The 12,985-nt window shown below is 41.5% G+C and carries 16 protein-coding genes; all 16 read left to right on the top strand.

Annotation, left to right across the window (positions count from 1 at the left end; translation table 11 throughout):
- Positions 1–583 precede the first annotated feature (583 nt).
- The 16 genes from PQQ36_RS21830 (at position 584) to PQQ36_RS21700 (ending at position 12,777) form a co-directional block, all read left to right on the top strand.
- Positions 584–952, top strand: a complete 369-nt coding sequence (locus tag PQQ36_RS21830) for a VOC family protein (RefSeq protein ID WP_025638031.1) — start codon at positions 584–586, stop codon at positions 950–952.
- Positions 953–1,109: 157 nt separating this feature from the next.
- Positions 1,110–1,628: a GNAT family N-acetyltransferase gene (locus tag PQQ36_RS21825; protein ID WP_130250944.1), complete on the top strand. Its 519-nt coding sequence runs from the start codon at positions 1,110–1,112 to the stop codon at positions 1,626–1,628.
- Between the two features lie 151 nt (positions 1,629–1,779).
- Positions 1,780–2,703, top strand: a complete 924-nt coding sequence (locus PQQ36_RS21820; protein WP_203478257.1) for a HEPN domain-containing protein — start codon at positions 1,780–1,782, stop codon at positions 2,701–2,703.
- 133 nt (positions 2,704–2,836) lie between these two features.
- The gene (locus PQQ36_RS21815) at positions 2,837–3,157 is read left to right on the top strand and encodes a DUF2834 domain-containing protein (protein WP_273662615.1); all 321 of its coding nucleotides are present in this window, start codon (positions 2,837–2,839) and stop codon (positions 3,155–3,157) included.
- 137 nt (positions 3,158–3,294) lie between these two features.
- The gene (locus tag PQQ36_RS21810; RefSeq protein WP_243356495.1) at positions 3,295–3,792 is read left to right on the top strand and encodes a DUF2867 domain-containing protein; all 498 of its coding nucleotides are present in this window, start codon (positions 3,295–3,297) and stop codon (positions 3,790–3,792) included.
- A 155-nt stretch (positions 3,793–3,947) separates the two neighbouring features.
- Complete coding sequence (locus PQQ36_RS21805) at positions 3,948–4,316, top strand: VOC family protein (protein ID WP_060531446.1); 369 nt, start codon at positions 3,948–3,950, stop codon at positions 4,314–4,316.
- Positions 4,317–4,543: 227 nt separating this feature from the next.
- On the top strand, positions 4,544–4,909 hold the full coding sequence (locus tag PQQ36_RS21795) for a hypothetical protein (protein ID WP_273662613.1): 366 nt from the start codon (positions 4,544–4,546) through the stop codon (positions 4,907–4,909).
- Between the two features lie 1,572 nt (positions 4,910–6,481).
- Complete coding sequence (locus PQQ36_RS21765) at positions 6,482–6,835, top strand: DUF6404 family protein (RefSeq protein ID WP_013571710.1); 354 nt, start codon at positions 6,482–6,484, stop codon at positions 6,833–6,835.
- A gap of 164 nt (positions 6,836–6,999) precedes the next feature.
- Entirely contained in the window at positions 7,000–7,578 is a 579-nt protein-coding gene (locus tag PQQ36_RS21755; protein WP_237282447.1) for a PH domain-containing protein, read from the top strand.
- Between the two features lie 157 nt (positions 7,579–7,735).
- Entirely contained in the window at positions 7,736–8,173 is a 438-nt protein-coding gene (locus PQQ36_RS21745) for a GNAT family N-acetyltransferase (RefSeq protein ID WP_273662608.1), read from the top strand.
- Positions 8,174–8,290: 117 nt separating this feature from the next.
- On the top strand, positions 8,291–8,755 hold the full coding sequence (locus PQQ36_RS21740; RefSeq protein ID WP_273662606.1) for an ASCH domain-containing protein: 465 nt from the start codon (positions 8,291–8,293) through the stop codon (positions 8,753–8,755).
- Positions 8,756–8,932: 177 nt separating this feature from the next.
- Complete coding sequence (locus tag PQQ36_RS21730; protein ID WP_263163899.1) at positions 8,933–9,805, top strand: hypothetical protein; 873 nt, start codon at positions 8,933–8,935, stop codon at positions 9,803–9,805.
- 134 nt (positions 9,806–9,939) lie between these two features.
- Positions 9,940–10,395 carry a GNAT family N-acetyltransferase gene (locus PQQ36_RS21720; RefSeq protein ID WP_173670235.1) on the top strand — a complete coding sequence of 152 codons (456 nt, stop codon included), beginning with the start codon at positions 9,940–9,942 and terminating at the stop codon, positions 10,393–10,395.
- A gap of 619 nt (positions 10,396–11,014) precedes the next feature.
- Positions 11,015–11,482, top strand: a complete 468-nt coding sequence (locus PQQ36_RS21710; protein WP_273662597.1) for a hypothetical protein — start codon at positions 11,015–11,017, stop codon at positions 11,480–11,482.
- Between the two features lie 747 nt (positions 11,483–12,229).
- Positions 12,230–12,487 carry a type II toxin-antitoxin system Phd/YefM family antitoxin gene (locus PQQ36_RS21705; protein ID WP_088880731.1) on the top strand — a complete coding sequence of 86 codons (258 nt, stop codon included), beginning with the start codon at positions 12,230–12,232 and terminating at the stop codon, positions 12,485–12,487.
- On the top strand, positions 12,475–12,777 hold the full coding sequence (locus PQQ36_RS21700; protein WP_273662594.1) for a type II toxin-antitoxin system RelE/ParE family toxin: 303 nt from the start codon (positions 12,475–12,477) through the stop codon (positions 12,775–12,777). Before PQQ36_RS21705 ends, PQQ36_RS21700 begins: the two co-directional genes overlap by 13 nt.
- Positions 12,778–12,985: the final 208 nt, after the last annotated feature.

Raw genomic sequence — 12,985 nt, 5'->3', positions numbered from 1 at the left:
TTGCGTTGGGTTTAGTGGTTAAGGTGTTATGCGGTCACTTTTGTATTGCGTGCCCGCGCCCCTTAACGCGGCGTTATGCTTAATCACGTAAAATCAGTGGTTTATGGTTTTTCTTTGTTCCCTCGGCTTGTTAGTTTCGAGTTCATCGGCAAGTTAGCTTCATTGGGCGCTATTTTCTGGACATCAATTCTTTGGCGCTGGAAATTCAGAGAGTTGCCTCAATCAGTTTTCGCGTAAGCGTGAGGTAAGGGCAGTTGGCTCACTCAGAACTTTGAACTTAGGTTTTTGAGTTTTAGTAGCCGAATTTCAAAGTCATACTTTCAAAATCATGAGTCATTTCAGTTTTTTAGGTTTTGCCTTTTGTTAGCTAATTCTAGTCGAGTTAATCTTGGTTTTGGTAAAATGCGGGCGTTGAAGCTTAAGCATAACAAAGCGTTAAAGTGGGATTTGGCACGCGTGGCATTTTCGGTTTGCGTTGGGTTCAGTGATTAAGTCGCTGTGCGGTAGCTTTTATAGTGCGTGCCTGCACCCCTTAACGCGGCGTTATATGCTTTCAAAATCTGTGAGCAAAAGGGAGTTTAAAGTGATTCTAAATCATGTCTCAGTTGGTGTTTCAAATGTTCCATCTGCGGTGGTTTTTTACGACTCAGTTCTATCCGCTTTGTCCATAAAACGGGCTCATTACATCGAGAATGTCGCGGCTGCCTACGGCGAAAACTTTGAGTTTTGGGTAGGTTGCCCATGTGAAAATGCAGCCTCTTCAGGTAATGGAATTCACATTGCTTTCAATGCTCCAAACAAAGAAGCTGTTGACCAGTTTTATGCTACTGCATTAGAGCTTGGTGGCGAGTGTGCCGGTAAGCCAGGCTTGCGTCCAGAGTACGGTGAGACTTACTATGCAGCGTTTGTCCGCGATGTTGACGGTAACAAGATTGAAGCAGTCTTTATGTAGCTGAAGCTACGCATATAACAAGGCGTTCAAGTGGGATTCATGCCGCGTGGCATTTTTGGTATGCAGTGAGTTTTAGTGGTGAAAGTGGTCTGCAGGAAGTTGGTTTGTGCGGCATTCACCCCTTAACGCAGCGTTATACCTTACTGGAGAAAGTAACATGGAGTTAGTTGTACCGTCATTAGAGTTTGAGTCTGCATTTGCTAGTTTCTATGATGACTTTGCTAAAAATGATGCCGAAAATGCAGAATATTACTATGAAGGTAAATCTGATTTTCCAAGGTATGTTCAGCGCTTGTTGGATGAAGCTAAGGGAGTCAACTTACCTGAAGGCTATGTACCATGTAGCCATTTCTGGCTAGTAAACACAGACAAAACTATTCTAGGTGCTATTCGAGTTCGCCATAATATTGAAAATGAGTTCCTCTCTTTAGAGGCAGGGCATATTGGTTATGATATTGCTCCTTCATCTCGTGGCGAAGGTAAAGGGAAATTAATGCTAAAATTGGTTCTACCTAAGGCCAAAGAGTTAGGCATTGACCAAGCATTAGTCACTGCTGACGAGGATAATAACGCCTCAAGAAAAGTCATTGAAGCCAACGGTGGTCAGTTTGAGAAAATCGTAATGGGTAAGGTGTTTCCAAATCCTTTAGCCAGGTATTGGATTAGCTGTAAGTAACGGTATAACAAAGCGTTAAAGAGGGATTTGGCACGCGTGGCATTTTTAGTATGCGTTGGGTTCAGTGTTTAAGGCGCTGTGCGGTAGCTTTTGTATTGCGTGCCTGCACCCCTTAACGCGGCGTTATAGCGCAAAGATATAGGAAACGACATTGAAATACTTAGCTTTATTGGGAAATGTTGATCGTTCTATCTTAAAGATTGACTTTGGAGATGGATTTACCGTTGAGTCTGTAAATGTCGACGACTTTGTTAAGTTTTGCAACGACAACTTATTGTTTCATGACGTTGAAAATAAGATAGAACACCCGTGGAGTTGCTTACCAAGTTACCCAGAACGTCCGTCTAAAAAAGTCTATGTCATCAAAAAGCACTTTAAAGATTACCCCATATATCAAGGTTGTTGGGGGAACTTGGACGATAGAATTAGTAACCTCCCAAAAGAGAGAGCGTTTGAAGCATCTGTGTCAGCTTACATCAATCACCAAATAAATCTCTTACGTTTATTTAATGATGGGGACATAAAATGTGCTTTTGAAGCATACTACCAAGAGAATGACGGCGAAATAGAACCAATGTCCTGCTGTGAGCGTGAAAATACAAGTCGTAACATAATGTTCAGTTTGTTCCATTATGACTACGACCGAATTAACGCCTTTATAAAGTGCAACGCAATTGAATTGCTTCCTAAGTACATTAGATTTGCGTTGAGCAATTATGAAAAGTCGTACTTTACTAACCATTATGAGTTTGACTTTTTAGCTTTAATGATAGCTTTAGAGGCAATTTTTAATGATGCTAAATCCGAGCTAACATTGAGGGTTTCGCGAGGCTGCGCTGTTTTGCTTACTGATAACGAATCAGACGCGAACGCACTCTTTAAGCAAGTTAAACACTTTTATGGGAAGCGCTCAAAGTTGGTTCATACAGGTGACATAAGTACTATTACTTCTGCCGATGTTCACGAGTTAAGGTTCATTGTTCGTAGAGCGCTAGTTAAAGTAATTGAACTGAATTTATCAAAGCAAGAACTCTCCGAAAAATTGATCATGAAAGGGTTCAATGATCGCTTGTAAGTGCGCTATAACAAAGCATTTAAGAGTGATTCGCAACGCTTGGCGCTTTCGCTTCGCTCAAGTATAGCCAAGCGTTGCTCACACCTTAATGCGGCGTTAGGGCTTACAACGAAAAATGTGCAAGGATGGCGAAATGGTAAGGTTTTATCTGGTTCTTACTTTGTTGGGTATATCGCTCCCATACGGGGCGTTTGTTCCTTGGCTAGTTAGCAATGGCTTAGACATTGGTCTTTTGTTCCGTGAAGCGGTGGCAAGCCCCATTAGTATTTTTGCTTGGCTTGATGTTTTGGTAGCGGCGATTGCTTTATTAGGTTTTATCGTGGTGGACGGCCAAAGACATAAAGTGAAGTATCGCTATTTTGCTGTGTTGGGAACTTTGTCAGTTGGAGTATCGTTTGGGTTGCCACTGTATCTTTACTTGAAAGAAAAGCAGCCGCTCCAACCACAGCCCTAACAAAGCGTTAAAGTGGGATTTGGCACGCGTGGCATTTTCAGTTTGCGTTCGGTTCAGTGGTTACGGCACTGTACGGTAGCTTTTGTATTGCGTGCCTGCACCCCTTAACGCGGCGTTATGCCTTTTAGGAGAAATACATGACTATCCCAAAGCATTCCAAGCTTTATGGTTACGCGCAAGGCTCTTATTTTGCTGACAGTTTTTCTCGTGAGATCCCATACACGAATCAGACAGCTTTCGATGTTTATCTAGAAATCGCCAAGCAAACACCGCGCTGGGTTTCATTCTTAATGGAAATGAGAAACCGTATTGTATCCATGCTTGGCCTGAAGCATTTAGGTCGATTTCAGGATACCACTTTGGAGGCCGGTGTTGATAACGTCAAAGTGGGCGATCGGATAGGTATTTTCACGCTCGTAAGTAACGAAGAGCATGAAATTGTTCTCGAGGACAGCGATAAGCATCTCGATGTGAGAGTGTCGTTTATGTTGGACGTAAAAGGTGACAAAGTCACTGTTCATGCGACAACGGTAGTTCATGTCCACAACTTGTTTGGCAAAGCATACATGTTTGTCGTAGCCCCTATCCATAAAGTTATTGTCCCAAGCTCATTGAAAACTTTGGCACAGGCATAACAAAGCGTTAAAGAGGGACTTGGCACGCGTGGCATTTTTGGTTTGCGTTGGGTTTAGTGGTTAAGGTGTGATGCGGTCACTTTTGTATTGCGTGCCTGCGCCCCTTAACGCGGCGTTATATGCTTTCAAAATCTGTGAGCAAAAGGGAGTTTAAAATGATTCTAAATCATGTCTCAGTTGGTGTTTCAAATGTGCCATCTGCGGTGGTTTTTTACGATTCAGTTCTATCTGCTTTGTCCATAAAACGGGCTCATTACATCGAGAATGTCGCGGCTGCCTACGGCGAAAACTTTGAGTTTTGGGTAGGTTGCCCATGTGAAAATGTAGCCTCTTCGGGTAATGGAACTCACATTGCTTTCAACGCGCCAAACAAAGAAGCTGTTGACCAGTTTTATGCTACTGCATTAGAGCTTGGCGGTGAGTGTGCCGGTAAGCCAGGCTTGCGTCCAGAGTACGGTGAGACTTACTATGCAGCGTTTGTTCGCGATGTAGACGGTAACAAACTTGAAGCAGTTTTTATGTAGTTGAAGCTACGCATATAACAAGGCGTTCAAGAGGGATTCATGCCGCGTGGTATTTTTGGTATGCAGTGAGTTTTGGCGGTGAAAGTGGTCTGCGGAAAGTTGGTTTGTGCGGCATTCACCCCTTAACGCAGCGTTATGAGCCTCGTACATATTGAACACAGTTGTAGAAATAGCAGTACCAACGCTAGTGGTACAGCTAAACCAATAGTCATGGAGGACATTGAAGAATGTTGGATAAAGTAGAGCAAGTACTTGATAGAAATGATTTATCTTATAAAACTGTAGGCAACTCACTTCACCTAAAATTGGCTCGAGCAGGCGGAAAAGTCACAATCAAATATGACTATTCGACAAATTCGTACCTATATAGTTGTAATGAATACCTATTAAGTTTCTCTAGCCTCATTTTCTTTGTTCTATCTTTCAACACGTTATATCAGCCTGACAAACAAATGTGGTCTGGCTATGTGGTAGGGTGCATGTTTGCAGCAGCAGTGTTTAATCTATTCCAAATAGTACTGGCTCACATACAAATGCTGGATTTGAAATCTCAATTTAGAGAAGTGGGTGTTTATCTCAAGCCCGGCTCATAACAAAGCGTTAAAGAGGGATTCATGCCGCGTGGCATTTTTGGTATGCAGTGAATTTTGGTGGTGAAAGTGGTCTGCGGAAGGTTGGTTTAGGCGGCATTCACCCCTTAACGCAGCGTTATGTTTAATCACGTAAAATCAGTTACTTGCACTCTTTTTTTCGCGCAGCTTTCAAGTTTTTCCCTTGTCGTCAAGCTAACTTCGGTGGTCGCTGTTTTCTGGACTTCAATTCGTGGGCGCTAAAATTCAGAGAATTGCCTCATTGAAATACAGTGTTTGGGTGAGGTGAGTGTAGCTTGCTCAGTTTCAAAGTTAGATCTTCAGCTTTCGTTTCTCACGTTGAGATTTAATGTAAATTCAATCAATTTTATGAGTTAATTCAGTTTTTTAGCCTATGGTTTTGGTTTGCAAAGGTAAGTCGAGCTAAGCTCTTGGTATCGTAAAACTTAACCCTTTGAGTCTTAAACATAACAAGGCGTTCAAGAGGGATTCATGCCGCGTGGCATTTTTAGTATGCGGTGAGTTTGTTGGTGAAAGAGGTCTACGGAAAGTTGGTTTAGGCGGCATTCACCCCTTAACGCGGCGTTATGTTTAATCACGTAAAATCAGTTGGTTGCATTTTTTCTTTGCTTTCTCGGCTTTCTAATTTTGGTCTTGTCGGCAAGTTGGCTTAATAGGGCGCTGTGTTTTCTAGACATCCATTCTTGGGCGCTGAAAATTTAGGGAGCTGCCTCAGTCAATTTTCGGGTAAGCACGAGGTTAGGGCATCTGGCTCAATCGGAAATTTGAACTTAGGTTTTTGAGTTTTAGCAGCCAAATTCTAAAGTCTGATTTTCAAAAAATTATTAGTCATTTCAGTCTTTTAGATTCTGGTTTTGGTGTGTAAAGGTAAGTCGAGTTAAGCTCTTGGTATCGTAAAACTTAACCCCTTGAGTCTTAAACATAACAAGGCGTTAAAGAGGGATTCGTGCCGCGTGGCGTTTTTGGTATGCGGTGAGTTTTGGTGGTGAAGGTGGTCTGCGAAAGGTTGGTTTATGCGGCACTCACCCCTTAACGCGGCGTTATGCTTAATCACATAAAATCAGTGGGTTATGGTTTTCTTTGTTCCCTCAACTTTTTGGTTTTGTGCTCGTCGGCAAGTTGGCTTCAGTGGGCGCTATTTTCTGGACATCCATTCTTGGGCGCTGGAAATTTAGAGAGTTGCCTCAATCAATTGTCAGGTAAGTGCGCGGTTAGGGCGGCTGGTTCAATCAGTAATTTAATCTTCGGTTTTTGAGTTTTAGCGGCCGAATTTCAAAGCCCGATTTTTAAAACTATGAGTCATTTCGGTTTTCTACGTTTTGGCTTTTGTTTGTAAATCAAAGTCGAGTTAATCTTGGTTTTATTAAAACGTAACCCATTGAAGCTTAAGCATAACAAGGCGTTCAAGAGGGATTCATGCCGCGTGGCATTTTCGGTATGCGGTGAGTTTTGGTGGTGAAAGTAGTCTGCGGGAAGTTGGTTTAGGCGGCATTCACCCCTTAACGCAGCGTTAGGTTTCTCCGCGGGAAACATCGAATTCGAGGATTTTGGGTCATGGATTATGAAACGAAGCTACAACTTGCTCACAAAGAATTAAATGACAAAGGTGTTTGGAAGTCGAACTACAATCCACCAGTTGTAAAGTGGCTACGTAAACTTGGAATGTGTTTTCCGCCACCTTATTACCAAAGCTATTTTGCAAACGTTATGCTTTGTGTTGCTTTCTTCGCTCCTGTATGGGGAATTTTTCAATGGTTTCTCGTGTGGAACGAGCTAGGTAAACCAGTATTAGAAGCAGTTTTCATCTCGTTACTTGCTGGCACTTTGTTTGGTTTGGTTATGGCAACTTTTTACTACATTAGGCGTAAGCAATTAAATCTAACAGATTGGGGTTCATTGGGGGAATAAGCCCGAAACCTAACAAAGCGTTAAAGAGGGATTCGTGCCGCGTCGCATTTTTGGTATGCAGTGAATTTTGGTGGTGAAAGTGGTCTGCGGAAACTTGGTTTATGCGGCACTCACCCCTTAACGCAGCGTTAGGCATCAGTGGCAATTATTTAGAAACTAATATTATGAAAGATATATTTAAACCAGTCTTAGATGACAATGAAGAAATACTCTGGGTGGGAAAGCCTTATTTTATAGCATACATGCTAAATGCTTCTTTTGTGTTCTTTTGCGGAATACTGCTATTTTTATTTTTAGGCAGGTCATCATCGGAACTTTTTTCTACAGACCCCGTGCAGCTTTTATCTGAAGGGTGTGTAATGTGGTTTGGTTTAGCGCTAATACTATACAAGTTGCTAGTATATCCAAACACGTTTTATGCGTATTCTAACAAGCGGCTTCTCTTTCGTAGTGGCTTTATGGGTATTGATTATAAAGTAATTGATTACGATAAGATCACAAATGTTGAAGTTAATATTAATCCTATTGAGAGTTTGTTTAACGTTGGAACGATCAAGGTTTTTTGTGGTGAAGTCGGTGGTAAAGGTCAAAAGATTACTAATGATATGATAGCGATTCCTTACCCAAATGATACGTTCAGAAATATCAAACAAGTTTCTATTGATGTGAAGTCTGACTTACTCTACCCAAACTCACTTCGCCCTGAAGATAACCCCGGTTACGAGACTAAATATAGAAAGTGATTGATTTTGTTGAGTAATGCCTAACAAACTGTTTAAGAGTGATTCGCAACGCGTGGCATTTTCACTATGCGTTGGTTTTAGTGGTTAAGGTGGTATGCGGAAGCATCGGTATTGCGTTGCTCACACCTTAACAGGGCGTTAGGCTTTTGGAGGAAACATGGATATTTCCCTTAGACGGGCGAGCGAGGCAGATATTCCTTTCTTGCAGTCATTACGTGATAAAACGATGAGGCAGTATCTAGAAGAAGTAGGCATGCCAACGAGTGCTGAAGATTATGAAAAGCGAATACGTTTTGAGTTTCCTCATGCGCAAATCGTTGAATTTGATGGCAAGCCTATTGGGCTGTTCAAAGCCACATACACCGAAGAACTTAACTATTGGTATTTGGTTCAAATCCAGATCTCTCCTGAGTTTCAAGGTTTGAAAATAGGCAGTAAGCTAATTCTTGACCTAATTGCTAAAGCGGAAACAACGAAGTCTAAGGTTGGGTTAAGCGTGATTGAAACGAATCCAGCTAAGCAACTGTATTTGAAATTGGGCTTTGAAATCGTGAAAAGCTCTGGGGCTGAGCTGTTGTTGGAACTACAAGCCTAACAAAGCATTTAAGAGTGATTCGCAACGCTTGGCGGTTTCGCTTCGCTCAAGTATAGCCAAGCGTCGCTCACACCTTAATGCGGCGTTATATTTTTAATCAATTTTCGAGTCAAAATCATGGATGAAAGAAGTAGAGTTTACTTGGAACAATATCTGAACTCTTTACCTGGTGAAGCCGCTTCCAAATACACTTCGTTCAGCTCAGACTATTTCTGTGCAGATGAACACAATGCAAATCTCTGTGCCGAGTTAATCCTTCGTGGTGAAAAGCGTGCATCATGCAGCTTAGACTATTGGTACAGTAAAAAAGGCGAGCCAATGCCAGTTGTTGGACACCTTCAAGTGGTGACAAATTGGGATGGTATACCGATTTGTATTATAGAAATGACTTCTGTAACCAAGCAAAAATTCAGCGAAGTAACACCGGAGTTCGCGGCTTTAGAAGGTGAGGGTGACAAGACTTTAGCTTGGTGGCGGGAGGCGCATTGGAACTTCTTCTCAAAAGAGTGCGTAGAGTTAGGAATATCACCGTCGGAAGATATGTTGCTGGTTCTGGAGCAGTTCAAAGTGGTGTACAAATAAAAATATAACAAGGCGTTCAAGTGGGATTTGGCACGCGTGGCATTTTTGGTTTGCGTTGAGTTCGGTGGTTACAGCACTGTGCGGTAGCTTTTGTATTGCGTGCCTGCACCCCTTAACGCGGCGTTATGTTGTTTTATTCGTTTAGAGCAAGTGTCAAATTCATAAATGAGAGGTTTTATGGTTCGGGTTTATAATGCAGATAGGGCAGGCACAAAAAGCCATAGTTTTATCATGAAGCATTTAGGTGTCTCTCCTGTTGCAGCTGCAGAGAGAATTGAGGGGATGTTTGCTCATCAAAGTATGTGTTCTCTGAACTCTGATTGTTCTGTAAATACGTATGATTTAATGGGACGTGTAATCAGCCGTCAACCTCTTTTAGCGCATCTGCATGAATTTTGTAACTATGCGAAAACTTTCGAGATTTCTGAATATTCATTAAAAATTAATAGCCCATTAAGGCTGGTTGATTTGTGGGAGGACGATCCTATAGGCAGCGCAGGTCCAAACGTAGTTGATGCGAATGAGTTGACTCCGTCGTTGCAAAAACAAGTCAAGGAGCTATTCACACCATTTTCAGACGTTATTTATCCGCACCATATTTCTAGAGTATTTTCTCTGAAAGATATCAAAGGAATAAAGCGTAATTATTCTAGTAACAAGTTATTTGCAAGCGAGCTAAAAAAAAGGAAAGAACGTTCAAAAGCTATTGGTGAAGATTTTAATAAATCTCAGTATCAAGAGATTATTTGGCTCTATTTCACTTTTAAATTAAAAAGTTGGGCATTAACAAATGGCTTTGACTCGTTTGTTTATGCAAATCATAAAGAGGGTAATGGCGAGGATACATATGTTACGTTGCTACCTAACCAAGCTAGTTACTCTGGGACATCACTTGAGTTCAATGAAGAAAAGTATCTAGCTGAAATGCCAAAAGAAATAAGTGAAATGATACGTAACATGGGAAATAAGCCCCTACATATTGCTAATCATGTTCTTTGGGCACAGAAAGACCCTATGTGCTTTTGGCAGCGTCGCCAACAAACAACATAACAAACTGTTTAAGAGTGATTCGCAACGCGTGGCATTTTTACTATGCGTTGCGTTTGGTGTTTAAGGTGGTATGCGGAAGCATCGGTATTGCGTTGCTCACACCTTAACAGGGCGTTATGCCTAAGGTGAAATTGATGATCAAGCAGCTTGATTCAAACGAAAAATCAGTGGTTGAACTGTCAGAGCGTTGCTTCGATGAACTTCGTCAAGTTTACAGGCCAACTGAGCTCGCAGTTAGCAATAAAAATAGTGCTAAAAGTGAGTGGAGTTGTTTTGGTTTCCATGTTGATCAGGTTTTAGTCGGAGTAGTTGAAGCTAAACAGGTTGGCTCAGAATTGCAGCTTAGCTCGTTAGCAGTTGCACCAAGTTTTCGCCAAAAAGGTGTAGCTAGAAAGCTCGTCGATTTCGTTGTTACACAGTTTAAGCCTATTAACTCAGTTTCGGTTTGGTGTGTTGAGCAGACAGGTAATGTCGCTGTTTTTAAGGCACTAGGCTTTAATGTGATTCAACGTTTTGATTCAGACTTCTTCATACTTTCCGACGGTTCAAAAGCGGTAGAAGTTCAGTTAAAACAAAAAGTAACGGCATAACAAAGCGTTCAAGAGGGACTTGGCACGCGTGGCATTTTCAATTTGCGTTGGGTTTAGTGGTTAAGGTGCTATGCGGCCACTTTTGTATTGCGTGCCAGCGCCCCTTAACGCGGCGTTATGCTTAATCAAGCAAAATCAGTGGTTTATGGTTTTTCTTTGTTCCATCGGCTTTTCAGTTTTGTGTTTGTCGGCAAGCCGGCTTTTTCGAGCGCTGTTTTTCGGACACTTATTCTTTGGCGCTGGAAATTCAGAGAATTGCCTCTATCAATTTTCGGGCGAGCGTGAGGTTAGGGCAGTTGACTCAATCAGAAATCCATTTCTAGGTTTTCAAGCTTCAAACTAGATTTGCCAAAATTCCGAGCATGAATATCAAAACTATGATTCATTTCGGTTTTCTAAGTTTTTGCTTTTGTTTCTGAATCAAAGTCGAGTTAATCTTGGTTCTGGTTAATCGTAACCCATTGAAGCTTAAGCATAACAAAGCGTTTAAGTGGGATTCATGCCGCGTGGCATTTTTGGTATGCGGTTGGTTTTGGTGGTGAAAGTGGTTTGCGGGAAGTTGGTTTGTGCGGCATTCACCCCTTAACGCAGCGTTATGTGATTATAATGAGGATACAATATGACATTAAAATATTTCTTATGTTGGTGTAAATTTAAAAAAATAAAAAACTATGAAGATCTACGTTATTCATTAGAACACTTCCCATATAGACATATTACAATCGAGCAGGGTAAATCAATAAGGAAAGGAAGGTTAAGAAATAAAAACAACACTCAAGATTATGAGATATATGTGGATGCTAAGAGTTTAAGTGGTCATATAATGACTATAGAAAGCGCTAAAACAAAAAACAAAGTCTGTTCTGTCCATCATCTATCTATTCATTCTGACTTCCGAGGAAAAAAACTAGGTAAACCTTGTATTGAAGGCTTCATTAAGCTTGTTAAATATGAAAAAAGTATAGAAAAAATAAAATTTGAAGAACGCCTTTGGAAACAAAAACATTATCAAACGTTCTTTAATGAAACTCTAAATACAAAGCTTGTTAATAATAAACCTGATATTTGGGAGCTGATGATAGAATAAACACATAACAAGCAATTTAAGAGGGATTCACAACGCTTGGCACTTTTGCTTCTACTTCAAATTTAGTGTTTATGGCACAATGCTTTAGGTTTGGGTGGCGGCGTTGTTCACCCCTTAATTGGGCGTTATGCGACCGGAAGGCAAATTATCTCATGCCTCTTTCTCGATCTCTTTGGCTATTCGTTTTTCGGTGTCGGCAAATCAGCATTATCGGATCAATTTCATGAATCTCTCCAACCGTAAAACAGCCTAGGTTCTAGGGTTGCCTCATTGGTTTTCTGAGCTGGCGCGTGGAAGTTTTGTCAGGCTCAAAGTGTGGAAAGGGCAAGTTCATCGGGGCGTAGCATTTGTTGGTCGTTTGTAGCTGCGAGGTTCATCGGCTTAAAAGCTACATTGTTGCTGAAAGGCCGCATTTCGTGGTTGTTGACATTTCGGCTGTAACATAGTGACTTCGCTGTTTCTTGAATCACAAAAAGTACTTGGTTTGTTTGTAGTTTTTCGTATCTAAGGTAGTCTTCTTTTGGCCAAGTTGGCTTATGCGTAAAAATTCGCATAACAAGCAATTTAAGAGGGATTCACAACGCATGGCACTTTTGCTTCTACTTCGGTTTTAGTGTTTATGGCGCAATGCTTTAGGTTCGGGTGGAGGCGTTGTTCACCCCTTAATTGGGCGTTAGCCGTCATGGAGCTTGCTATACTCAAAGTGATAGAATAGTATCACTTTAGTATTCCTTTGGAGCAGCTCTCATGAAAGTAGAACTAGTTACATCACTCAAACGCCAAGCAACAAAGATCCTTGCCGATCTCCACGTCACTAAGGAACCAGTGTTAATTACCGAACATGGTAAACCATCGGCATATCTGGTTGATGTTGATGATTACGAGTTTATGCAAAATCGTTTGGCGATTCTGGAGGGGATTGCACGAGGTGAACGTGCATTAGCTGATGGTAAAGTGGTGAGTCACGATGAAGCCAAGGACAAAATGTCAAAATGGCTGAAATAATCTGGACTGAGCCAGCGCTATCCGACCTCAATGATATCGCTGAATACATCGCACTTGAAAATATCGTAGCTGCAAAACAATTGGTTCAAACGGTCTTTTCTAAAGTCGAGCGCTTAGAGACTTTCCCTGAATCGGGTCGCATTCCGCCTGAACTAGAACATCTAAGTTATCGTGAAGTTGTAGTTAATCCGTGCCGCGTTTTCTATAAACAAGACGGCGACAAAGTATTTATTCTGTTTGTTATGCGTGCTGAGAGAGACTTGCGTAAGTTCCTACTGAGCAAGCAATAACCTTTGGGAATGAGCGGCTAACAAACTGTTTAAGAGTGATTCGCAACGCGTGGCATTTTTACTATGCGTTGCGTTTAGTGTTTAAGGTGGTATGCGGTGACTTCGGTATTGCGTTGCTCACACCTTAACAGGGCGTTAGGCGACGGGCAGGAACGTTCTTTGTTCTCATCTTCTTTGTTCTCATCTTCTTAGTTCTCATCTTCTTAGT

Origin of the sequence: Vibrio sp. CCUG 15886 (genome assembly GCF_028570825.1) — a bacterium.
Classification (GTDB): domain Bacteria; phylum Pseudomonadota; class Gammaproteobacteria; order Enterobacterales; family Vibrionaceae; genus Vibrio; species Vibrio vulnificus_B.
The sequence above is the reverse complement of the archived record's forward strand: the minus strand, read 5'-3'. Positions and strand labels throughout refer to the sequence as shown.